General features: G+C 42.7%; 22 protein-coding genes. 3 read left to right on the top strand and 19 right to left on the bottom strand.

All coding sequences use genetic code 11. From position 1 onward, the window contains the following. Positions 1–71: 71 nt before the first annotated feature. The 6 genes from proW to nrdH all read right to left on the bottom strand — a co-directional run bounded on the left by proW (position 72) and on the right by nrdH (position 6,947). Positions 72–1,250: a glycine betaine/L-proline ABC transporter permease ProW gene (proW, locus tag PR833_RS04005; RefSeq protein ID WP_014657705.1), complete on the bottom strand. Its 1,179-nt coding sequence runs from the start codon at positions 1,248–1,250 to the stop codon at positions 72–74. Next, positions 1,240–2,442: a glycine betaine/L-proline ABC transporter ATP-binding protein ProV gene (proV, locus tag PR833_RS04000; protein ID WP_061064333.1), complete on the bottom strand. Its 1,203-nt coding sequence runs from the start codon at positions 2,440–2,442 to the stop codon at positions 1,240–1,242. Before proV ends, proW begins: the two co-directional genes overlap by 11 nt. Positions 2,443–3,168: 726 nt before the next feature. Further along, the gene (gene nrdF, locus PR833_RS03995; RefSeq protein ID WP_004917602.1) at positions 3,169–4,140 is read right to left on the bottom strand and encodes a class 1b ribonucleoside-diphosphate reductase subunit beta; all 972 of its coding nucleotides are present in this window, start codon (positions 4,138–4,140) and stop codon (positions 3,169–3,171) included. Between the two features lie 13 nt (positions 4,141–4,153). Further along, positions 4,154–6,286 (bottom strand): class 1b ribonucleoside-diphosphate reductase subunit alpha, encoded by a 2,133-nt coding sequence (nrdE, locus tag PR833_RS03990; RefSeq protein WP_071599640.1) that lies wholly within the window; start codon positions 6,284–6,286, stop codon positions 4,154–4,156. Positions 6,287–6,296: 10 nt separating this feature from the next. Next, on the bottom strand, positions 6,297–6,710 hold the full coding sequence (gene nrdI / locus PR833_RS03985; RefSeq protein WP_004917606.1) for a class Ib ribonucleoside-diphosphate reductase assembly flavoprotein NrdI: 414 nt from the start codon (positions 6,708–6,710) through the stop codon (positions 6,297–6,299). A 9-nt stretch (positions 6,711–6,719) separates the two neighbouring features. Then, the gene (gene nrdH / locus PR833_RS03980; protein ID WP_014657707.1) at positions 6,720–6,947 is read right to left on the bottom strand and encodes a glutaredoxin-like protein NrdH; all 228 of its coding nucleotides are present in this window, start codon (positions 6,945–6,947) and stop codon (positions 6,720–6,722) included. A gap of 290 nt (positions 6,948–7,237) precedes the next feature. Between nrdH and PR833_RS03975 the strand changes: the two genes are divergently transcribed. Together PR833_RS03975 and cspE are read left to right on the top strand one after the other, a co-directional pair. After that, positions 7,238–7,708: a methylated-DNA--[protein]-cysteine S-methyltransferase gene (locus tag PR833_RS03975; RefSeq protein ID WP_004917609.1), complete on the top strand. Its 471-nt coding sequence runs from the start codon at positions 7,238–7,240 to the stop codon at positions 7,706–7,708. Between the two features lie 206 nt (positions 7,709–7,914). Continuing rightward, positions 7,915–8,124 (top strand): transcription antiterminator/RNA stability regulator CspE, encoded by a 210-nt coding sequence (gene cspE, locus PR833_RS03970; RefSeq protein ID WP_014657708.1) that lies wholly within the window; start codon positions 7,915–7,917, stop codon positions 8,122–8,124. Positions 8,125–8,266: 142 nt separating this feature from the next. Here cspE and lipA read toward each other — a convergent pair whose 3' ends face one another. From lipA to rsfS, 9 genes are all read right to left on the bottom strand, one after another. Continuing rightward, positions 8,267–9,232, bottom strand: coding sequence for a lipoyl synthase (lipA, locus tag PR833_RS03965; protein ID WP_004917612.1), 966 nt, complete (start codon positions 9,230–9,232; stop codon positions 8,267–8,269). A gap of 123 nt (positions 9,233–9,355) precedes the next feature. Further along, positions 9,356–10,000 (bottom strand): lipoyl(octanoyl) transferase LipB, encoded by a 645-nt coding sequence (gene lipB / locus PR833_RS03960; protein ID WP_014657709.1) that lies wholly within the window; start codon positions 9,998–10,000, stop codon positions 9,356–9,358. A gap of 260 nt (positions 10,001–10,260) precedes the next feature. After that, positions 10,261–10,524: a DUF493 family protein YbeD gene (gene ybeD / locus PR833_RS03955; protein ID WP_004917614.1), complete on the bottom strand. Its 264-nt coding sequence runs from the start codon at positions 10,522–10,524 to the stop codon at positions 10,261–10,263. A gap of 99 nt (positions 10,525–10,623) precedes the next feature. Next, entirely contained in the window at positions 10,624–11,832 is a 1,209-nt protein-coding gene (dacA, locus tag PR833_RS03950) for a D-alanyl-D-alanine carboxypeptidase DacA (protein WP_004917615.1), read from the bottom strand. Positions 11,833–12,058: 226 nt separating this feature from the next. Then, positions 12,059–13,036: an endolytic peptidoglycan transglycosylase RlpA gene (gene rlpA, locus PR833_RS03945; RefSeq protein WP_014657710.1), complete on the bottom strand. Its 978-nt coding sequence runs from the start codon at positions 13,034–13,036 to the stop codon at positions 12,059–12,061. Between the two features lie 12 nt (positions 13,037–13,048). Then, positions 13,049–14,161, bottom strand: coding sequence for a peptidoglycan glycosyltransferase MrdB (mrdB, locus tag PR833_RS03940; RefSeq protein ID WP_004917618.1), 1,113 nt, complete (start codon positions 14,159–14,161; stop codon positions 13,049–13,051). Positions 14,162–14,165: 4 nt separating this feature from the next. Continuing rightward, complete coding sequence (gene mrdA / locus PR833_RS03935; protein ID WP_004917620.1) at positions 14,166–16,055, bottom strand: peptidoglycan DD-transpeptidase MrdA; 1,890 nt, start codon at positions 16,053–16,055, stop codon at positions 14,166–14,168. 32 nt (positions 16,056–16,087) lie between these two features. Continuing rightward, the gene (gene rlmH, locus PR833_RS03930; RefSeq protein ID WP_004917624.1) at positions 16,088–16,558 is read right to left on the bottom strand and encodes a 23S rRNA (pseudouridine(1915)-N(3))-methyltransferase RlmH; all 471 of its coding nucleotides are present in this window, start codon (positions 16,556–16,558) and stop codon (positions 16,088–16,090) included. A gap of 2 nt (positions 16,559–16,560) precedes the next feature. After that, positions 16,561–16,887 (bottom strand): ribosome silencing factor, encoded by a 327-nt coding sequence (gene rsfS, locus PR833_RS03925; protein WP_004917626.1) that lies wholly within the window; start codon positions 16,885–16,887, stop codon positions 16,561–16,563. A 315-nt stretch (positions 16,888–17,202) separates the two neighbouring features. Here rsfS and PR833_RS03920 point away from each other — a divergent pair, with 315 nt between their 5' ends. Beyond that, the gene (locus PR833_RS03920; protein WP_272525896.1) at positions 17,203–17,925 is read left to right on the top strand and encodes a YbgA family protein; all 723 of its coding nucleotides are present in this window, start codon (positions 17,203–17,205) and stop codon (positions 17,923–17,925) included. Here the strand turns inward: PR833_RS03920 and nadD are convergent. The 4 genes from nadD to leuS are packed head-to-tail and all read right to left on the bottom strand — an operon-like array spanning position 17,916 to position 22,730. Beyond that, positions 17,916–18,572 (bottom strand): nicotinate-nucleotide adenylyltransferase, encoded by a 657-nt coding sequence (nadD, locus tag PR833_RS03915; protein WP_036943458.1) that lies wholly within the window; start codon positions 18,570–18,572, stop codon positions 17,916–17,918. The two genes, PR833_RS03920 and nadD, sit on opposite strands and share 10 nt — an antisense overlap. Continuing rightward, the gene (holA, locus tag PR833_RS03910; protein ID WP_014657714.1) at positions 18,562–19,596 is read right to left on the bottom strand and encodes a DNA polymerase III subunit delta; all 1,035 of its coding nucleotides are present in this window, start codon (positions 19,594–19,596) and stop codon (positions 18,562–18,564) included. The genes nadD and holA overlap by 11 nt, the downstream gene beginning before the upstream one ends. After that, positions 19,596–20,135, bottom strand: a complete 540-nt coding sequence (lptE, locus tag PR833_RS03905) for an LPS assembly lipoprotein LptE (RefSeq protein ID WP_014657715.1) — start codon at positions 20,133–20,135, stop codon at positions 19,596–19,598. Before lptE ends, holA begins: the two co-directional genes overlap by 1 nt. A 12-nt stretch (positions 20,136–20,147) precedes the next feature. Then, positions 20,148–22,730 (bottom strand): leucine--tRNA ligase, encoded by a 2,583-nt coding sequence (leuS, locus tag PR833_RS03900; RefSeq protein ID WP_004917635.1) that lies wholly within the window; start codon positions 22,728–22,730, stop codon positions 20,148–20,150. Positions 22,731–22,828: the final 98 nt, after the last annotated feature.

Genomic DNA, 22,828 nt, shown 5'->3' with positions numbered 1-22,828 from the left:
TTGTCGTTTGGGCTTGCCTTGGCAAGCGAAGAGCCGATTGTCGGCTCTATCGTGAATAGAAGAGCAAAAACTTAATGTGATTTTCGGCTAAATGGGCGCGTGATAAGGCCGATGGGGCCTTGTTGATACCAGCGAGTTGAGGCTTTACTACGCGAATTTTTGCCAAGTGACTGCGTTAATCGGTCAAGCACAATCGCGAGGATAACAATGCCCACACCACCGACGGACGCGAGTCCCATATCGAGACGACCGATACCACGTAATACCATTTGACCTAAGCCACCGACGGCAATCATGGAGGCGATAACGACCATGGAAAGTGCTAACATCAAGGTTTGGTTAACACCAGCCATAATGGTTGGCATCGCCAAAGGCAGTTGGACTTTAAAGAGTAGCTGACGAGGGCTGGCGCCGAAGGATTCTGCTGCTTCAATCAAGTCTGCGGGAACTTGTTTGATACCTAAAATAGTCAAACGGATAATAGGCGGTAGCGCAAAGATGATGGTGACGACAACACCGGGCACATTACCAATACCAAAAAGCATAACAATCGGTACTAAATATACGAATGCTGGTGTTGTTTGCATCGCATCAAGGATCGGCCTAACAATGCTGGCGGCTTTATCACTACGGGCTAGCCATATGCCGAGTGGTAAGCCAATAATTAAGCAAAAGAGTAACGAGGTTAGCACCAGAGAGAGTGTTACCATCGCTTCTGACCAAGCCCCGATAGCACCAATCACAATCATCGACACAAATGTTGCAATGCCCATGACACGGCCTGCCAGTTGCCATGCTATCAACGCAAATAAAATAATCGCAATCGGTGACGGTAGTGAGGTTAAAAGCTGCTCAAAGCCGCTAAGGATAAAATCAATAGGAATACGGATCCCCTGAAAAACAGGACGGAAATGCAACACGATCCAATCAATAGCCTGAGTGACCCAAGAGTCAAGTGGGATCAGAGTATGTTGAAAAGGATCCATAATATCAAAATGTTCTGTATTTATTCCCTCAGTGGGAGCCGCATCCAGCCAATCGCTTCCGCCTGTATCTGACGGTGTTGAAGTATCTGCTGTACTTCCCCACGGATCACTCTCTGTTGATGTTTGGCTTTCGGAACTTGTTGACCAAGGGTCGCTGCCTGAAGTGGTATCCGTCGCATTATTTTGTTGCGATGTCTCATCTGCTTGGGTTTCTGCCCACGGATCCTGATAGTCAGCTTTACGCTCATTCGTGTTATTGCTCATTAGAAGTCTCCTTATCCAGCGCCTGTAGTAGCATTCCCTTCGATATCACACCAAGATAGCGATTTTTTTCATTAATAACGGGAACGGCGCAGGGAGCTTGTGCAACGGTTGAGATGACCTCATTGAGTGGGGTTTCTCCCTGAATTGGTTCTATGCTAGAAATCACCGCTGATTCAATGCCTTGGTTGTTTTGTAGCGCTTTTTCGAGTGATTCAACAGATACGACACCTGCAAATGTGTGTCCTCGAGAGATGAGATAACCATAGTATCGGTCATCATCATTAAGCACTTTCAATGCGGAACGTGGGCCAAAACCAGGCGCAATATGCAATAGGGCATCGGCTCTTCGTCGCGCAATATCTTTGGCACTAAAGACCTGACTAATATCAACACCACGGAAGAAGGTTTTGACGTAATCATTCGCGGGATTATTGAGTATCTCATCGGGAGTGCCTATTTGCACAACGACACCACCTTGCATGATGGCAATTCGGTCTCCTATGCGCATGGCTTCATCAAGGTCGTGGGAGATAAACACAATGGTGCGTTGTTTATCACCTTGAAGAGAGAGCAACTCATCTTGCATTTCGGTTCGGATCAAGGGATCTAACGCAGAAAAGGCTTCATCCATTAACAAGATATCGGGATCATTTGCCAAGGCTCGTGCAAGACCAATACGCTGCCTCATACCGCCGGATAATTCATCAGGATAAGAGTAAGCCCATTTTTCAAGGTTAACTTGTCGAAGGGCATCCATTGCTTTTTGATGACGCAGCTCTTTTGAGATCCCCGAGAGTTCCATACCAAAAGCGGTGTTATCGAGAACATTCATATGTGGCATGAGCGCAAAGGATTGGAACACCATACTGATTTTTGTGCGTCTGACCTGACGTAGCGCTTTTTCTGAAATATTCGAGATATCTTCACCATCAATCAGCACTTGTCCGCTGGTGGGTTCAATTAGGCGATTGAGAAGCCGTACCAATGTTGATTTCCCAGATCCCGAAAGCCCCATCACAACAAAGATTTCACCCTCATTAATGGCTAAATTTGCATCTTGAACACCAACCGTTTGGCCTGTTTTTTCAAAGATATCATCTTTGCTCATTCCTGATTCTAAAAGTTTGAAGGCTTGATCAGGGTGTTCCCCAAAAATTTTATATAAATTTTTAACTTCTAATTTTATTGGCATACAGTAATTACCCATTTTTCAATTAATAAATTGTTCAAAGCACTTATCGAATGAAACTGGTCTTTTTATCAATTGGCCAAAAACTCGATTATCAGCTTTAGACTATTGGTTGAAAATATTTAGGGTAGATATTCCTATTTCGCTTAAGGTGAATTTAATAATTATGATTTGAATTCAACGGCTCCACTTAAAATTATTAGAAAAATAAACAAGCAATATAACCTAGCATAATAAATTGAGCTGACAACCCTTGGTTAAGGAGTATTAATCAAAAAAATAGCGAGTAAAAATAGAATACAAATTAGGAAAGTGTTGTTTTTATGGGATTCAACATTAAGGTGATTTATTTTCAAAATAAATAGGTTAACGTTTTGTTGTATATACATTTATTTTACTATTGTGCATTTGAAAACTAACCATAACAAATTAAAAAGAATAGAGATTATAACGGTTAGGTCAATTAGCAAATAAAATTGAAAATAATTTCAATATAAGGCCTTATTGATTAGTTATATTAATTAATTTTTAAGCGAAAATACTTATTCTTAAAAATTATTGCCTGATATGCATATTAAAAATGAATTATTTAACAGTAAAACATGTAAATTTCGAGTTGTCATGATGGTTTTTTATACTAAAAGATATCCCGCAAAATAAAGTTATTATTATTCAGCGGGATATGCTTATTTAGGATGTTTAAAACAATCGGTTAACTAAATTGATTGATTAAAAATCCCAATCATCATCTTCGGTGCTTACTGCTTTGCCAATGACATATGAAGATCCTGAACCCGAAAAGAAGTCATGATTCTCATTTGCATCCGGTGAAAGTGCCGATAATATTGCTGGGCTAACATCAGTAACCACATCGGGAAATAGGGCTTCATAACCTAAATTCATTAATGCCTTATTGGCATTATAATGAAGGAACTTTTTAACATCCTCTGTCCAACCAACAGTGTCATATAATTCTTGTGTATAATTCACTTCATTTTCATATAAATCAAAAAGTAAACTGAAAGTAAAATCTTTAATTTCCTTCTGTGTTTTTTCATCATATTTTAATAAGGATTTCTGAAATTTATAACCAATATAATAGCCGTGAATTGCCTCATCACGAATAATTAAACGAATGAGGTCAGCAGTATTGGTTAACTTGCCTCGACTGGACCAATACATAGGTAAATAGAATCCCGAATAAAATAAAAATGATTCTAAAAAAACACTTGCGACTTTTTTCTTTAATGGATGTGAATCACAGTAATAAGACATAATGATTTTTGCCTTATTTTGTAGCGCAGAATTTTCTTCACTCCAACGATAAGCATCATCAACATCGCTAGTTGAGCAAAGCGTTGAAAATATAGAACTATAAGAGCGAGCGTGTACTGCTTCCATAAAACTGATATTTGATAATACCGCTTCTTCATGTGGTGTAAGGGCATCGGACATGAGGCTCGGTGCGCCAACGGTATTTTGAATTGTGTCGAGCAGCGTTAACCCAGTAAAGACTCGGATAGTTAACTGTTGCTCGGCAGCCGTTAATGTATTCCATGAAGAGATATCGTTTGATAGAGGTATTTTCTCTGGTAACCAAAAGTTGGTGGTTAAGCGGTTCCAGACCTCCAAATCTTTATCATCTTCGATTCGATTCCAGTTGATCGCTTTAACTGGTGCAGATGAAATGTGCGTTGTCATACTGATTTTCCTTTTAAAGCGTACATGAAACACAACCGTCAATTTCTGTGCCTTCTAGGGCGGTTTGGCGAAGCCTAATGTAATACAAGGTTTTTATACCTTTACGCCACGCGTAGATCTGAGCGCGGTTGATATCGCGAGTTGTTGCATCGTCTTTGAAGAACAAGGTTAGAGATAGCCCTTGGTCGACATGTTGTGTGGCAACGGCATAGGTATCGATGATTTTTTCAGGGCCAATTTGATAAGCATCTTGATAATATTCAAGGTTATCATTATTCATAAATGGGGCAGGGTAGTAGACGCGACCTATTTTCCCCTCTTTACGGATCTCTATCCGGGCAACTATCGGGTGAATACTCGATGTTGAGTTATTGATATAAGATATTGAACCAGTAGGCGGAATTGCCTGTAAGTTTTGGTTATAAATACCGTGCTCCATCACTGATTGTTTCAATGATAGCCAATCCGCCTGAGTTGGAATTTCGATGCCCGAACGTCGGAATAATTCCTGAACGGTTTGTGTTTTTGGTAGCCAGCTTTGGTTGATATATTTATCAAAATAACGACCATTGGCATACTCAGAATGCTCGAAACCTTTAAAAGTGGCTTTGCGTTCAATTGCCAATTGATTTGAAGTTTTTAAAGCATGATAAGTGATGGTATAAAAATAGATATTAGTGAAATCAAGCGCTTCTTCTGAACCATAGTGGATACGCTCTCTTGCAAGATAGCCATGTAAGTTCATTTGCCCAAGCCCAATGGCGTGGGATTGATGGTTACCTTGTTCGATAGAAGGCACTGAGCGAATATGGCTCATATCGGAGACCGCCGTTAGCGCTCTGATCGCAATGGCAACGGATTGGGCAAAATCGGGAGCATCCATCATTTTGGCTATATTCATGGAGCCTAAGTTACAACTGATATCTTTCCCGACTTCGCGGTAACTTAAATCGTCTTCATAGAAGCTAGGGCGATTAACTTGCAGAATTTCTGAGCACAAGTTACTCATATTAATGCGTCCCGCTATTGGGTTCGCACGATTCGCCGTATCTTCAAATAAAATATAAGGATAACCAGACTCAAATTGGATTTCGGCGAGAGTTTGGAAGAATTCGCGTGCGTTGATTTTGTATTTTTTTATGGCCTTATTATTGACCATCTCATGATATTTTTCAGTCACGCTGATTTCTGACATGGGAACGCCATATTCACGTTCAATATCATAAGGTGAAAACAGATACATCTCTTTGTTTTCTTTCGCCAATTGGAAAGTAATATCAGGGATCACTACACCAAGTGATAATGTTTTAATGCGAATTTTTTCATCGGCATTTTCCCGCTTAGTATCCAGAAAACGCATGATGTCAGGGTGATGAGCATGCAGATAGACAGCGCCTGCACCTTGTCGTGCCCCTAATTGATTTGCGTAGGAAAAGGCATCCTCTAACATTTTCATGACCGGAACGACGCCAGAGGATTGGTTTTCGATCAGCTTGATCGGCGCGCCTTGTTCCCGCAGGTTGGTCATCAGAAAAGCAACACCACCACCACGTTTTGATAGCTGTAGCGCTGAATTGACGGAACGACCAATTGATTCCATGTTGTCTTCAATACGCAGTAAGAAGCAGGAAACCAGCTCTCCGCGTTGTTTTTTCCCACAGTTAAGGAAAGTAGGGGTGGCCGGTTGAAAGCGTCCACTGATAATTTCGTCGACTAAATAGCTAGCAAGTGCTTGATTACCTTGAGCGAGTGTTAGCGCAACCATGCAAACACGATCTTCATAGCGTTCAAGGTAACGTTTGCCATCAAAGGTTTTTAAGGTGTAGCTGGTGTAGTATTTGAATGCACCTAAAAAAGTTTGAAAACGGAATTTATGTGCATAGGCTTGCTTAAAAAGCTTCTTGATAAAGGCAAAATCATATTGTTCAATGACTTGTGGTTCATAATAATTTTCATTAACTAAGAAATCGAGCTTCTCTTTTAAGTCATGAAAAAAGACAGTATTTTGATTTACATGTTGGCGAAAATAGTGGTGAGCCGCTTCTTTATCTTTCTCAAACTGGATCTCGCCCGCACTGTTGTACAAATTCAACATGGCATTAAGTGCATGATAATCAACAGTGGTCTTGTTTTTGGTGTTTTCCATTGAATTAGCTCTAATTATGTCTTTGTTGCCAAAAGGCATTTAGTCCATCACGGACACGTTGCACATCGCGCTCCGTGCCTAATAATTCAAATCGATATAAGTAGGGAACTTGGCACTTTGTGGCGATGATATCGCCCGCAATCGCATAAGCTTCGCCAAAATTAGTGTTACCAGCGGCAATAACCCCACGAATTAATCGTCGATTTGATTCAATATTCAAAAAACGGATCACTTCTTTCGGAACTGCACCTCGGCTGCCACCTCCCCCATAGGTCGGAAGGAGCAGGACAAATGGTGTGGTGGCAATGATGCTGCTTTGTTGTTCACCGATAGGCAAACGTGTTGCTGGCAGCCCAACCTTTTCAACAAAACGGTGACAGTTGCCAGAACGGCTCGAAAAATAGATGAGTGATTCCGTTTGCATAATCCGCTCCTAAGCTGAAAGGCGGCTGATCATATCAGGGCGAAAGCCGGACCAATGCTCTTGATCAGCAACGACAACAGGAACTTGCTGGTAACCCAATTTGCGAACAAACTGTAGAGCTTCATCATCTTGAGTGAGGTCGATGACCTGATATGGAATGCTTTTACGTTCTAGGGCTTGGTAAGTGGCATGACATTGAACGCAGTCGGGTTTACTGTAAATCGTAATAATGGCCATATTAAGTACCTTTAGGTGTACTGAATACTATCAGTAGTGTGATGATTGGTATTTAAAGACTATATATAGATCTATTTTTTTTCAACCACACAATATATAGTGGTATGGAAATATTGAATGATAATTATTCTAATTAATGGCTAGGTAGTTATTTATATTGGAAAATTAAATTTTGAGGATTTGAATAGTTCTGTTATCAAGTCTGAGAAAAAATATTATTGCCAAGTAGAAATAATACAGTTTATAACTGTATATACGATCAGATAATCGCACTCTCTTAAGGGGATATTATGTATTGTCAATATTTGGCTGCACCGGAAAAATTTCCTAAACCGTGGGTACAAATCACGGCGGATGACGAGGGGGTAACCAGTATCTATTTTGTTGAGCAAAAGAGTTATCCAGAACAGAAAAATACGCATTCTGAGTTGTGTGTTAAACAACTGACAGAATATTTTAACCATCAACGTAAAGAATTCACGGTAAAGTTAAATCCACAAGGCACTGAATTTCAAAAGAAAGTATGGGGGCACCTTTGTAGTATTCCTTTTGGTGAGCGTTGGAGCTATAAGGATCTGGCTTTAAAACTCGGTTCTGTGAATTATTGCCGCGCGGTGGGGATGGCAAACTCACGTAATCCGATTTCGTTGATTGTTCCTTGCCATCGCGTATTAGGTCATGACGGTAAGCTGGTCGGCTATACCGGAGGGTTAGATATCAAGGATTGGTTATTAGCGCATGAAAAGGAATATGCTAATTAGTTCAGTGAGTTTAATATTATTATTGGGATTAATTACTATTATAAAGAATAATTCATGTTAAATGAGAAATTTATCCCAATAAATAATATTTTTTTATATATTTTGTCAATTTTCGTGATCTAGGTTGTAGACAAGTTACTTGTATATCTGTTGTACTGAACCTGACACTGATGGTGTGTCTATTTTTATTTAAAGGTAATAATTTGATGTCTAAAGTTAAAGGTAACGTTAAGTGGTTCAACGAGTCTAAAGGTTTCGGTTTTATCACTCCAGAAGATGGCAGCAAAGATGTGTTTGTTCACTTTTCTGCTATTGCGAGCGAAGGTTTCAAAACCCTAGCAGAAGGTCAGAAAGTTGAATTTGAAATCACTGAAGGTGCTAAAGGCCCATCTGCTGTAAACGTTGTCTCTCTGTAATTTAAACAAATAGAAACGAACAGCCTCTAAACTCGCCCCAGTTCATCTGGGGCGAGTTTTATTTGCCTCTTAGATTTTGGGGTCACAAATAAAAAAGCCTCGAATTTTCGAGGCTTGATAGACAGGGTGATAAACGTCGTGACTATTTAACTTCTTCGCCTTTGGCTTGTAGGTCTGCATGGTAAGATGAGCGTACGAACGGACCACAAGCCGCGTGGGTAAAGCCCATCGCCATAGCCTCTTCTTTCATTTCATCAAATTCAGCAGGGCTAACATAGCGCTTAACCGGAAGGTGATGGCGGCTTGGTTGGAGGTACTGACCAAGCGTTAGCATGGTAACGCCATGACGGCGCAAATCGCGCATTACTTCAATAATTTCTTCGTTAGTTTCACCTAAGCCAACCATCAAACCTGATTTGGTTGGGATGTCTGGATGCGCTTCTTTGAACCTTTCAAGTAGCTTTAATGACCAATCATAATTTGCGCCGGGACGTACTTGACGATAAAGACGCGGCACATTCTCAAGGTTATGGTTAAATACATCCGGTGGTGTTTCGGTCAAGATCTCTAAAGCACGATCCATTCTGCCTCTAAAATCTGGCACTAATGTTTCGATTTTAATCGAGGGGCTTTTTTCACGAATAGCGCTAATACAATCTGCAAAGTGCTGTGCTCCGCCGTCTCGTAAATCGTCACGATCCACCGAGGTGATCACGACATAGCGAAGCCCCATATCTTTAATGGTTTGAGCAAGTTTAACTGGCTCGTTAGCATCGGGGGCATTTGGGCGGCCATGGGCAACATCACAGAATGGGCAACGGCGTGTACAGATAGCACCGAGGATCATAAAAGTGGCTGTACCGTGATTAAAACATTCAGATAGGTTAGGGCAAGAGGCCTCTTCACAAACAGAGTGCAGGCCATTTTTGCGCATAGCGGCTTTGATCCCCTGAATACGGGTCGAGTCAGCCGGTAACCTAATTTTCATCCAATCAGGCTTACGTAGAATCTCTTCACGTTCTGTAACAACGTTTTTAACAGGGATCAGCGCCATTTTATCGGCGTCACGATATTTAATTCCGCGTTCTATCTGAATTGGTTTACTCATAATTATACCGGTTCCAGTTATCTTTTTGAGTTATTGGATAAGTTGATACTAGGAATAAAAGTATGGGAGCCGTGACTTATCCATTAAAATTTTTTTTAAAAATGTTAAAAAATTATAGCATCATTATTGAACAATATGAAATCCCAGTGTGTCACAGAACTGTTCAATTAGCACGGGTTGAACATCTGGTAATGTCAGGTTGGGAATGAAATGACACATCTGTGTCATCTTTAATTGCGAATAACCACAAGGGTTGATGCGGTTGAAAGGTTCTAGATCCATATTGATATTGAGCGCTAATCCATGGAAAGAGCAACCTTTTCGAATGCGTAGACCTAGCGAACAAACTTTATCACCATTGATATACACGCCGGGGGCATCAGGGCGTGGATAAGCTTCAATTTGGTAATGTGCAAGTGTCTTCACAACCGTCGTTTCAAGAGCCGTGACTAAATCGCGAACGCCTAACTTGTTACGTTTGAGATCAAGCATGACATACATCACTTGCTGACCAGGGCCATGATAAGTGACTTGGCCGCCCCTATCACTTTGGATCACGGGGATCTCTCCGGGAGCGAGCAGATGTTCAGCCTTACCTGCTTGGCCTTGGGTAAAGACGCGAGGATGTTCGACAAGCCATAGCTCATCGGCGGTCTCTTTGTCGCGGTTTTCAGTGAACTGGTGCATCGCATCAGAAACGCGTTGATAAGGGGCAAGCCCTAATTGACGTACAATAATGGTTCGTGCTGACAATGTTTTAACATCCACATTAGAAATGTGCCAGTAGTATAACGCTGGTAGCGGGTTATCGCCAGTTTTGTCATGTTATGAAAATGTTATATTGAGGGTTGACGCAATCTATTTGTGCTATGCAAAGTAACCTGTAACGCTATCTAGCGGGAAAAAAAGGCGGGTATTTGGACCCAGAAACGGTGAAAGTTTTTATATAGGGGGGAGTAACATAAAAGACGTTAGGAAAAAACCGAGTGGGTTTAAGCCACCCGATTTTTGATAAGACACAAAGTGAATTACAGAACCATTCTAACGCGCTCTAATGCACCAAGCTCTTCATATAATTTTTCGATTTGCTCAATATGTGTTGCATTAATGGTAATCGAAACGGAGTGGTAATTGCCTTTGCTACTCGGCTTCACTTCTGGAGAATAGTCGCCCGGAGCATGGCGCTGAACCACTTCAACGACCTGATCAACCAGCTCCGGCTCCGCTAATCCCATCACTTTGTAAGTGAATGAGCAGGGGAACTCAAGTAGTTCGTTTAATTTCGTTTTCATGGGCGCTCCTAATAACAATAATAGTGTTTGAAGGGGGATTCCCCCCTTCAAACTTTCAGATATACACTATATGGGGATGATATATATCTGATTCAAGGGTTAGCCAAACCAGCGATGGAACAGTAACTTAATATAGTCAATTAAACGACTGAAAAAGCCACCTTCTTCCACATCTTTCAGCACGACCAGAGGGCGTTGTTCGATGGTTTTACCATCAAGTTGGAAATTAATAGTTCCAACTGCTTGCCCTTTTTTCAGTGGTGCTTCTAGCTCGGATGTTGAGATATCATAGCTTGCTTTAAGATCTTTTAAACGTCCACGAGGGATAGTTAAGAACAGATCTTCTGTTACCCCAAGTTTAACGTTATTTTCATCACCAAACCAAACAGGCTCGGAGGCAAACTCAACCCCCGCTTGTAGCGGCTTGACGGTTTCATAAAAGCGGAAGCCATACGTGAGCAGTTTTTTACTTTCTGCATCACGGCCTTTCATACTTTTACCGCCCATTACGACGGAAATAAGGCGCATTTGGCCCTCTGTTGCGGAGGCAACTAAATTATACCCCGCAGCATTAGTGTGGCCTGTTTTAATGCCATCAACTGAGAGACTTTTATCCCATAACAAACCATTACGGTTAGTTTGGCGAATATTGTTAAAAGTGAACTCTTTTTCTTTGTAGATAGCATATTCATCGGGAACATCACGTATCAGAGCCTGTCCGAGTAATGCCATGTCACGTGCTGAGCTATATTGGCCTTCAGCATCTAAACCATGAACGGTTTGAAAATGGGTATTTTGTAAGCCCAGTTTGCTGACGTAGCCATTCATCAATTGGATGAAATTCGCTTGGTCACCCGCGACATAGTCCGCCATGGCAACACAAGCATCGTTACCTGATTGTAAGTTAATTCCACGAGTTAATTGAGAAACACTCACGCGGTCGCCGGGTTTCAGGAACATTAATGAGGAACCCTTAAATATTGGGTTACCTGTTGCCCATGCATCTTCGTTGACAGTGACAATATCCTCTGCACCGATTTTGCCTGACTTGATCGCTTGACCAATAACATAGCTGGTCATCATTTTAGTCAAACTCGCAGGGTCACGGCGTTGATCCGCATTCTTTTCAGCAAGCACTTTACCTGAGTTGTAATCAATCAAGATATAGGCTTCTGCATCAATTTCAGGTACTGCTGGAACAGGGCTATTTGGGAATGGCTCGTTAGCATTTGCCTGTGTCATAGTGAAAAGTAGCGATGCACCTAGCAAGGTATGACGAAGGGTGCGTGATGGGGCAAAATTTTTCATGTTTGTATTGTTACATCCGGAATTCGGTTAACACAAGGAGGCGCAGTTTAGCAAAAGTACAAGGATTGATTAATGCTTGCGCCAATGTTTTTACAATATTTTATACAGATCACATTTCAAGTTACTAGTCGGTTATCGAGCAAATAAAAAAGCCCCTTGATATGTTTAGGTTAAGAGGCGTCATTATTGTTGGTACTGATAATTTGAATAGTGATGAATACCTACCTTATGGAGCGACAACCATCGACGTTTGATTTAGTTCAGCCTGAATTCGGCCTTGTAGATCCACAGCCTGTTGCCTATCTGCAAATGGCCCTAATTGAACACGATAAATATTGTTGTAGGGCTGTAAGCGGCCGGGAACACCAAACTGACTTTTCAATTTTTCCAACATAGTTTTGGCGTTGCTTTGATTTCCGATAGCACCAACTTGAACTAAATAACCTCTTTCAGGAACGGCAGGAGTACTTGGCGTCGCTTGAGGGGCTTCTGGCTCAGGGGTTTTTAAGCTGCTTTCAGGCACAACGGGCTCCATTGGGGCTGTTGGCTGTTTCACGGGGAGCACATTTTCAGGGGTTGGTAAATTTTCCATTACAGGCGTTCCCATTGGGCCGGAGCCTAGCTGAGGGCGCCCTGGCAGGGCATAACTTTGTTTAACAAAGTTTGAGCCAACCGTACCTGGTCCTGATAGAGAGCCATCTTGAGCGACTTGGATAGCATCAATTTTGATGCGTGTGGTTGGCATTAAATTGAGGCGATCAGCAACGGCGCGAGAAACAGCGATGCTTTTGCCTTGTGTATAAGGGCCTCTATCATTCACACGAACAACCATCATTCGGCCATTCATCATGTTAGTGATACGCACATAGCTTGGAATAGGTAAAGTCGGGTGGGCTGCTGTTAATTCAATAGGGTTAACTCGCTCACCAATTGCTGTCATATTCCCTGCTGACTCTGAACCAAAGATAGAGGCATAACCTACTTGTGAAAATTGCGATGCGTCGCGAACAATTTGGTATTGCTGGCCGTTACGCTGATAGTCACTGTTGGCTGTTGGATGAAAAGGCTCATAATGAGGCTCTGCGCCAAGCACGTCTTGAGCAGGTACAGCCGGTACATTACTAGGCTGCTTAATGTTCTCTTCTGTGACACAACCACTAAGCAATGCAGTCGTAATGCCAAGCATAATCCATTGAAAACGCATACTAAGCCTCTTTTATAAACTCTTGGAAAGAAATTTTCTGTGTGTATGAATAGACATGATAATACCGAATCCGGCCATTAAAACAATCAGTGCCGATCCCCCATAACTGACGAGCGGTAGAGGTACTCCAACCACAGGTAAGATACCACTAACCATGCCAATATTAACGAATACATAAACAAAGAGGATCAACATTAAGCCACCAGCCATGACGCGACCAAAGGTGTTTTGTGCGTTTGCTGCGATATAAAGCCCACGCATGATCAGTAACAGATATAAGCCGAGTAAGACCAATACACCAATTAAGCCAAGCTCCTCCGCTAATACGGCAAAAATAAAGTCAGTATGGCGCTCAGGTAGAAACTCAAGCTGTGATTGTGTTCCATGTAGCCAGCCTTTACCCATCAGCCCCCCAGAACCAATCGCGATTTTTGATTGGATAATATGATAGCCAGCGCCTAATGGGTCGGTTTCAGGGTCGAGTAGCATCATGACGCGGGTTCGTTGGTAATCATGCATCAAGAAAAACCACAATAGCGGAATAAAAGCGGCAAGGGCGGTTGCGGCGATAGTGATTAAACGCCAGCTCATTCCTGCTAAAAAGAGCACAAATATCCCCGATGCGGCAACTAAGATAGAGGTACCAAGGTCGGGTTGGGCGGCAACTAACAAGGTAGGCGTAAAAATAAGCACGAGCGCTATCATGGTATTTTTTAGTGATGGCGGACAGAGGTCTCGGTTCATAAAGCGTGCCACCATCAAAGGAACCGCTATTTTAGCAATTTCGGAAGGCTGGAAGCGGATAATCCCCAGATCGAGCCACCGTTGTGCCCCTTTACTGATTTGCCCGAAAACATCGACAAAAATTAGCAAAATAACGCAAAAGATATATAAATGAGGGGCAAGGTTTTCATATAGGCGCGGAGGAATTTGCGCCATGATGATCATGACGATAAATCCTGAAGCGATTTGCCCCAATTTTCTTTCCATCATTTCAGGGTCTTGCCCGCTAGCACTCCACATAATAAACGCACTGTAAGCAAGTAACGCTAAAATAATTAACAGCATAGGCACATCGATGTGCAGGCGCGCTGAGAGTGATAATTTTTTCTTATCGTCTGTCATAGTGTTAACGGTCTTCCTCAGTGCCTGTTGGTACGCTATTAACCTCTATTTTATTATCACCTAATAAAACATGGTCAAATATTTGCCTAACGATATCGCCGACAGAAGGGCCAGCGCCACCATTTTCTAAAATAATGGCGACCGCAACGGTTGGTTTATCGTAGGGGGCATAGGCAATCATTAGTTTATGATCGCGTAAATGCTCGGCTAATTTGCTGGCGTTATAGGTTTCGTAACTAAACACCTGAGCAGTTCCTGATTTCGCTGCTGCCTTATATGGCGTGCCGATAAAACTACGTCTTCCTGTACCGTTTGGTGCATTGGCGACACCGTACATTCCTTGCTTCGCGAGCTCCCAATAACCTGAATGGATATCACCAATCTGAGCCGTCTCTTTATCTTCGTAAGGCACCATCGCATTGCCGAGCTTGGTGCCATACAATAAATGAGGGGTTTTCACTTGACCGTCATTGATGAGTGTCATCAAGGCTTTTGACATTTGAATTGGCGTTGCGGTCCAGTAGCCTTGTCCAATGCCGACAGGTATAGTATCCCCTTGATACCAAGGTTTTTTATAGCGTTTTTGCTTCCACTCTCGAGTCGGCATAATACCTGCTCGCTCTTCGGCAAGGTCGATACCAGTATAATCGCCAAAGCCAAATTTCTTCATCCAATCGGATATTCTATCAATCCCCATATCATAGGCGACTTGATAGAAGAACGTATCCGCAGACTCAATGATTGACTTCACCACATTTAATTTGCCATGCCCCCAACGCTTCCAGTCACGATAGCGTTTTTCAGAGCCTGGAAGCTGCCACCAACCTGGGTCAAAGATAGTCGTTGAAGGGGTAATCACTTTTTCGCTTAACGCCGCAACCGAAATAAAAGGTTTTACGGTTGAAGCGGGAGGATAAAGGCCTTGAGTTGTTCGGTTAATTAACGGCCTATCAGGGTTGTTTAAGAGTGCTTGATAGTCTTTGTTTGATATACCGTTAACAAATAAGTTCGGGTCATAGCTTGGGTTAGAGACCAATGCCAATATTTCACCATTACGCGGGTCAGTGACAACCACCGCGGCACGACTCGTTGTCAGCAGTTTTTCAATATAAATTTGCAGTTCAAGATCGATAGTTAAGTAGATATCTCGGCCTGCTTGCGGCGGTTGCTCATGTAGCTGGCGGATAACACGCCCGCGGCTATTCACTTCAACCTCTTCATAGCCTGTTTTCCCATGCAACACATCTTCATAGTAGCGCTCGATGCCTAATTTACCGATATCATGGCTGGCGGCATAGTTAGGCAGTTTTCCTTCTTTATCAAGGCGCTCTACGTCTTTATCGTTGATCTTAGCAACATAACCAATGACATGGGTCAATGCCGAGCCATAAGGATAGGAGCGACGTTGGTAGCTTTTTACTTCAAGCCCAGGGAAACGGTATTGGTTAACGGCAAAGCGCGCTACCTGTACTTCGTTTAGCTGTGTTTTTAGGGGGATAGAGGTAAAACGGCGGGAGCGTTTACGCTCTTTTTCAAAGTTAGCAATATCCTCATCGGTTAGACCGATGACATCACGCAGTTTATCCAGCGTGTCTTGGAGATCGGCCACTTTTTCAGGCACAATTTCTAATTGGTAAAAGGTGCTATTTAAGGCTAATTGTCTGCCATTGCGGTCATAAATAATCCCGCGGCTAGGGGCAATGGGAACGAGTTTTATCCGGTTATCATTCGATCTTGTTTGATAATCCTCGTGGCGAACAACTTGTATATGATAGAGATTAGTAACAAGAACAGCAGTTAATAGCACAATGACGCCGAATGCAATTAATGCTCGGCGAATAAATAACATTGATTCTGCTGTATGGTCGCGAAAAGGGGTGCGTTGATTTTTCATCCCACTGCCATATTGAACATATTAAAAACTGACTATTCCCGATGATAAGGGTGGTTAGTCGTAATACTCCACGCACGATAAAGACTTTCTGCAACAAGTACTCTAACAAGAGGGTGGGGCAGTGTCAGTGGAGATAATGACCAACTTTGCATGGCGGCTTCTTTACAAGCAGGTGCAAGTCCTTCAGGGCCACCGATGAGCAGGCTAACATTGCGGCCATCTTGTTTCCAATTTTCAAGTTGGTTAGCAAGTTTTGGGGTATCCCACTTCTCACCGGGTATATCCAATGTGACAATCCGATTACCTTTGCCGACGGCTGCCAGCATCAGTTCACCTTCTTTCTCGAGAATGCGTTTAATATCTGCGTTTTTCCCGCGTTTCCCTGCTGGGATCTCAATCAGTTCGAAAGGCATATCTTTAGGGAAACGATGGAGATAATCCATAAAGCCGGTCTGAACCCAGTCCGGCATTTTTGTACCTACAGCAATGAGTTGTAATTTCAAACTCAGCTCCAGAGTTTCTCAAGTTCATACATACGACGGCTTTCGTCTTGCATGATATGAACAATAGCTTCACCAAGATCAACCACAATCCAGTCAGAAACCCCTTGGCCTTCAACACCGAGTGGGTGCAAGCCATTTTTACGGCAAGCTTCAATTAACCGGTCTGCAACAGACATTAAGTGACGACTTGATGTCCCAGTGCAGATGATCATTTGATCAGTGATACTTGATTTACCATGAACATCGATCGAGATGATATCTTCAGCTTTTGCATCGTCAAGCTGATTGATAATAAATTGTTGGAGTTCAGTTCCTTGCAAAAGGTTCACCTTTTATTCTAATTATACTCAGCCAATACATAATGCCAGTAGCTATCCCTTAGAAGCTATTGGCGCCACTAATTAGGAGACAACTCGAAGTATGACGGGTATAACGTTAAACACTGTTTGTAATATACCTGTTAAGGCAGGGACATTTTACCCTAGATTTTCAGAAAAATCGGCTAAATTATTTTATATTCCTTAAGGTGTGTGATTTATATGGATAACTGGCGTTCAGGGCAAGAAATTTGTACAAACTTTACAAAGTGATAAATCAATAATCAGCTATCGTGAGTTTTATCTCACAAAGCAAAGGAGTCATGCGTGGAATCAATAATGTTTAATGTTGTTCTGTTTGGGGATGTTGAATTTCCTGCCGAGGATATCACCTCATTAACGGAGTCACATATTAAGTTGATTCCCATTACGGCCCTGACAGAGATAAAGTTTGCATATCAAGGGGTAATTTGTGATGAGGGAGCTCGTCAGCAACTCCTTGAACAACTTCCTGAAAACACACCACTGTTAACTACGCATGAATGGTCATGTCCAGAGCATCTCGATCGGTTTCTTATTCAACTGTATACCGGATATCGATTAACGCAATTAGCTAAGAATTTAACGCACCACCAAATTATTTGTTTTCACAGTCGTCATAAATATTTATTGATGGCTTATTCCCCGAAGGGATATAAAGCAACAGGTAAATTTGTGGCGGGTATTCAAAAAAATAGCGAACTCACTGAGGTTTACACCCAATATCGTTATCAACTACTGGATATTTTAGCCACAACACCAGCTCGCAAGTTACAAGTCAATGCGCTTCAACATATACAAGGCTATTTTAAATATAAAGCGACAAGAGATGAAAAAGTCCGTTTGGGGTGGCTAATCAATGATTATCAAGCGGGTTATCTTTCTATTAATAATCCGTTATCGATGATATTGCAGTTGCTCACTCAATACCCTGATAGTTATATCAGTGAGCAACTTTACTTATCACCATATCCGGGATGTGAAAAAATCAGAGCATTACTTCAATTTTGATAGAGGTGCTGCTGTTTGATATAAGCCATGACAGAAGCGGGGATCAAATCATCATTTAGATGGCCGGCACTTAAGCTATGACGGATTTCGGTGGCTGAAATATCAATGAGTGGCGTATCACCAAGGAAAATATACCCGTTCGGTGCTTGGCTCAGCTTATTGGTATCCTCTGTTCTGTGTTTTTTTAACCATGCTTGCATTTGCGGCTCACTGAAATTGGTCGCATAACCGGGGCGTGAGCAAACTAATAAATGGCATTTATCCAACAGCTGTTCCCAACCATTCCATGTATGGATCGACAATAACGAATCTTGACCAATAATGAATGCTAACGGCTGCTCTGGCCCCATCTCAGTACGTAATGAGGTTAAGGTTTCTATCGTGTAGGATGGGCTATTACGCTCAAGCTCTCTGGTATCGATGGTAAACAGCGGGTTATCTTGTATCGCTAGACGTACCATGTCTAATCGTTGAGCTGGGCTAGCTTCTGGTTGAGGTCGGTGCGGCGGCACATGATTTGGCAACAAAATCACTTTTTGTAAGCCAACTTGCTTGGCTAATGCTTCTACTGGGTGTAGATGGCCATAATGTATCGGGTCAAATGTCCCACCAAATAACGCTTGAAGGCCTTTGGTCTTAAAGGTCATGGATAAAACTCTCTGGTAAGGCTTTGGTACATACTAACATAGACAAGGATTGTAGGTCAGGCCACACCGAGTGGCTAAAGTCTTGTTTGGCATGTAGCTCTGCTTGTGTTAGCAACAAAAGTGCGGATTGTAATTGATGTAAGCTTAGACGTTGTAATGCTGCGCTCAATAATGGTCGGCGGCTTTGCCAAATCTTATGCTGATCAAACAAGGTTTTTAATGGCGTGGTAACCGATTGGCGTTTTAATGTCAGTAGTAGCATTAATTCACGTTGGATAGCCCGTAAGAGGATGACTGTTTCAGTATCTTCACGTTGAAGCTGTTCGAGAATATGCCAAGCGCGCCGTGATTTGCCGGCTAATAAGGCATCAACCCAATGATATGGCGTAAAATGTGCAGCATCATTCACGGCAGTTTCGACACGTGGCAAGGTTAATTTACCATCGGGGTAGAGTAGCGATAATCGCTCAAGTGCTTGTGCCAACGCGAGTAAATTCCCTTCATAACAGTAGCAAAGGAGTTGGTTGGCCTCTGTTTCTAAAGAGAGCTGCATATTGTGCGCCCGTTTTGCAACCCATTGAGGTAGGCGCTGATATTCAGGCGTTAGACAACTGATATAGACAGCTTCATGGCTGATAGCTTTAAACCAAGCACTGTTTTCTTGTGCTTTGGTGAGTTTTTGCCCGCGAAGCAATAGCAGGATATCTGGGTGAAGAAGTTGAGATAATTGAATCAGCTTTTCCGCCATGGCAGCACTAGGGCCATTTTCTGGCAGGATCAACGTCAGTGATTGACGGCTTGTAAATAAGCTCAGGGCTTGGCAGAGGCTGAATATTTCGTCCCAATCAGTGTGCTGTTCAAGTGAAAAGGTGAAATGCTCTTCAAACCCTTGAGTTTGAGCCGTTTTTCGGATGGCATCTTGGCTTTCTTGAATTAATAGGGGCTCATTGCCCCAGATTAAATAGCGGCCTCTCAGAGACTCTTGTAACTGAGAGGCCAACTGTTCAGGATAGATACGGATCATTATGGTTCAACAACAGGAACAACAGCTTTAGCGTTAGCTTTCTCAAGTTCGGCAGTATGAACAATTAACAGTTTACGGACTAATATCCGCGCTGCTTGTTCCCGCATCTCTTGTTTAACCAATTCATTTTCAGCATCTTTTGCAAGAGCTTCTAATGGGTTATCAAAGAAAGTACGCTCAACTTGGCTTTGTAACGGGTAAACCGAACCATTTGGCATCATGACTTGAGCATTGAGCACAAAGGTCAATTGTTTCTCTGCCGCTTTACCATCTTGGTAAATCGATACGGTTTCTGTTTTTTCTGACGATCCCGTAATTTTTAAAATTGGGATATCAGCGCTGCCATTTTCAACAAGCGTCACATTATTGAGTCTGAGTTGCTCCCTAACGGCTCTGGTTAGAGAGCTATAAGGTGCATTAGAACTTAACTGTAACGTCTTCAGTTCCTCAGGGATCTGTGTCGTTCCTTGAAGGCGAAAACCGCAACCTGCGGTGACTAGCACCGACAGGCTCAGTAATAAAGTTATCAGATAGCGCACCTGGCCTCCTTATCAGCCAACAACCAAGTTTAGTAATTTACCTGGTACATAAATTACTTTACGAATAGTAACGCCTTCGAGGTATTTCGAGACGCTATACTCTTTTGTTGCCATATCTAACACAAAGTCTTGCACTGCATCAGCAGGTACAGTGATACGACCACGCACTTTACCATTAACTTGGATAACGACTAATTTAGTGTCATCAACCATGGCTTTTTCGTCAGCGACAGGCCAGCTTGCAAAATCGACATCATCGGTGTGACCTAATGCTTTCCACATTTCGAAACATGCATGTGGAATAATAGGTGACAGCATCAAGGTGATCGCTTCAAGTGACTCTTGCATCAATGCACGATCTTGTTCGGTCTCTTGTGGTGCACGAACTAATTTGTTCATGAACTCCATGATAGCGGCAATCGCGGTGTTAAACGCATAGCGACGGTCAAAATCATCAGTCACTTTAGCAATGGTTTTATGTAAGTCGCGACGTAAGTCTTTCTGCTCTGTCGTTAATGTGCTGACATCAAGCGGCTGAGTTGCCCCTTTTTGTGAGTGCTCATGAACGATACGCCATACACGACGGACAAAACGGTTTGCCCCTTCGACGCTAGACTCTTGCCATTCAAGGGTTAGCTCTGGTGGTGCCGCAAACATCATAAATAGGCGCACGGTATCGGCACCGTATTTTTCAACCATCAATTGTGGGTCAATACCATTGTTTTTCGACTTAGACATTTTGCTCATGCCAGTATAAACCAGCTCATGTCCTTCGGTATCAACGGCTTTGATAATACGGTTTTTGTCGTCGCGCTCTACAGTGACATCACTTGGCGAAACCCAAACACGCTGACCATCACTGCCGGTATAGTAGAAGGCATCTGCCAGTACCATACCTTGACATAATAGGCGTTTTGCTGGTTCATCTGAGTTGACTAGACCTGCATCACGCATCAATTTGTGGAAGAAACGGAAATACATTAAGTGCATGATGGCGTGTTCAATACCACCAATGTATTGGTCCACTGGTAACCAGTAATTCGCAGCAGCCGGATCCAACATGCCTTCATCAAATTGAGGGCAAGTGTAACGAGCATAGTACCAAGATGACTCCATAAAGGTGTCAAAGGTATCGGTTTCACGTAAAGCTGGCTGACCATTGATGGTGGTTTTCGCCCATTCTGGATCCGCTTTAATTGGGCTGGTGATACCGTCCATTTCGACATCTTCTGGCAAAATCACTGGCAGTTGATCTTCAGGAACAGGAACAACTGTGCCATCTTCTAATGTTGCCATTGGAATTGGTGCGCCCCAGTAGCGTTGGCGAGAAACACCCCAGTCACGTAAACGGTAGTTCACTTTACGTTGACCCACGCCGATAGCGACTAATTTGTCTGCGATAGCATTGAAGCCAGCGGTATTATCTAAGCCGCTAAATTCGCCTGAGTTGATCAGTGCAAATTTTTCAGTCATCGCTTCTTGAGAAATATCAGGCTCATTGCCTTCAGCGTCGGCAATAACCACTTTTAGTGGCAGGTTATATTTATGGGCAAACTCCCAGTCACGTTGGTCGTGAGCAGGTACAGCCATCACCGCACCGGTGCCATATTCCATCAACACAAAGTTGGCTACCCAGATAGGTAATTTTTCTTGGGTGAGTGGATGAATAACATAAAGGCCAGTTGGCATCCCTTTTTTATCCATGGTCGCCATATCAGCTTCGGCTGTTTTGGTATTACGGCATTCATCGATAAAGTTGGCTAATTCGGCATTTTTTTCTGCGGCTTCGAGTGCTAATGGGTGACCCGCAGCAACCGCCACATAAGTTGCACCCATGAAAGTATCAGGGCGAGTGGTATATACGGTTAATTTGTCATCACGATCGGCAACGTTAAAGGTGATTTCGACACCCTCAGAGCGCCCAATCCAGTTACGTTGCATGGTTTTGACTTGCTCAGGCCAATCATCAAGCTTATCAAGATCGTTTAGCAACTCTTCAGCATAATCGGTGATTTTAATAAACCATTGAGGAATTTCTTTACGCTCGACGGGCGTATCACAGCGCCAGCAGCAGCCATCGATAACCTGTTCGTTGGCGAGTACGGTTAAATCATGTGGACACCAGTTTACAGCAGAGGTTTTTTTGTAGACTAAGCCTTTTTCATAGAGCTTAGTAAAGAACCATTGTTCCCAACGATAGTATTCAGGCGTACAAGTGGTAACTTCGCGATCCCAATCGTAGCCAAAGCCCAGCATTTTTAACTGGCCTTTCATGTAATCGATATTGGCATAGGTCCATGGTGCAGGTGCTGTTTTATTTTTGACAGCCGCGCCTTCAGCAGGTAAGCCAAACGCATCCCAACCGATTGGTTGTAAAACGTTTTTACCTAATAGGCGTTGATAACGGGAGATCACATCACCCATAGTGTAGTTGCGCACATGGCCCATGTGTAGTCGACCAGAAGGGTAAGGTAGCATGGACAGGCAGTAGTATTTCTCTTTGCTGTTGTCTTCTGTCACTTTAAATGTGGCTTTTTCATCCCAGTGACGCTGTACTTTTGGCTCTATATCTTCTGGACGATATTGTTCTTGCATGGCACCGATAATCCTATGGTGAATAAATGCTACTCAGTAGCGTTAATGTCTTTCTATAAGTTAGATCCGCATAGCATAGCGGATCCTACCCTAAAACA

This window comes from Providencia sp. PROV189, from assembly GCF_028480065.1.
In the GTDB taxonomy this organism is placed as follows: domain Bacteria; phylum Pseudomonadota; class Gammaproteobacteria; order Enterobacterales; family Enterobacteriaceae; genus Providencia; species Providencia stuartii.
Note: the sequence above shows the minus strand (reverse complement) of the source record. Positions and strands in the feature narration are given on the sequence as shown.

Bases quoted from the DNA above. Each gene is read 5' to 3' on its own strand.
- proW (WP_014657705.1), bottom strand. From the start codon at position 1,250: ATGAGCAATAACACGAATGAGCGTAAAGCTGACTATCAGGATCCGTGG.
- proV (WP_061064333.1), bottom strand. From the start codon at position 2,442: ATGCCAATAAAATTAGAAGTTAAAAATTTATATAAAATTTTTGGGGAA.
- nrdF (WP_004917602.1), bottom strand. From the start codon at position 4,140: ATGACAACGCACATTTCATCTGCACCAGTTAAAGCGATCAACTGGAAT.
- nrdE (WP_071599640.1), bottom strand. From the start codon at position 6,286: ATGGAAAACACCAAAAACAAGACCACTGTTGATTATCATGCACTTAAT.
- nrdI (WP_004917606.1), bottom strand. From the start codon at position 6,710: ATGCAAACGGAATCACTCATCTATTTTTCGAGCCGTTCTGGCAACTGT.
- nrdH (WP_014657707.1), bottom strand. From the start codon at position 6,947: ATGGCCATTATTACGATTTACAGTAAACCCGACTGCGTTCAATGTCAT.
- PR833_RS03975 (WP_004917609.1), top strand. From the start codon at position 7,238: ATGTATTGTCAATATTTGGCTGCACCGGAAAAATTTCCTAAACCGTGG.
- cspE (WP_014657708.1), top strand. From the start codon at position 7,915: ATGTCTAAAGTTAAAGGTAACGTTAAGTGGTTCAACGAGTCTAAAGGT.
- lipA (WP_004917612.1), bottom strand. From the start codon at position 9,232: ATGAGTAAACCAATTCAGATAGAACGCGGAATTAAATATCGTGACGCC.
- ybeD (WP_004917614.1), bottom strand. From the start codon at position 10,524: ATGAAAACGAAATTAAACGAACTACTTGAGTTCCCCTGCTCATTCACT.
- dacA (WP_004917615.1), bottom strand. From the start codon at position 11,832: ATGAAAAATTTTGCCCCATCACGCACCCTTCGTCATACCTTGCTAGGT.
- rlpA (WP_014657710.1), bottom strand. From the start codon at position 13,036: ATGCGTTTTCAATGGATTATGCTTGGCATTACGACTGCATTGCTTAGT.
- mrdB (WP_004917618.1), bottom strand. From the start codon at position 14,161: ATGACAGACGATAAGAAAAAATTATCACTCTCAGCGCGCCTGCACATC.
- mrdA (WP_004917620.1), bottom strand. From the start codon at position 16,055: ATGAAAAATCAACGCACCCCTTTTCGCGACCATACAGCAGAATCAATG.
- nadD (WP_036943458.1), bottom strand. From the start codon at position 18,572: ATGACCTTTAAGACCAAAGGCCTTCAAGCGTTATTTGGTGGGACATTT.
- holA (WP_014657714.1), bottom strand. From the start codon at position 19,596: ATGATCCGTATCTATCCTGAACAGTTGGCCTCTCAGTTACAAGAGTCT.
- leuS (WP_004917635.1), bottom strand. From the start codon at position 22,730: ATGCAAGAACAATATCGTCCAGAAGATATAGAGCCAAAAGTACAGCGT.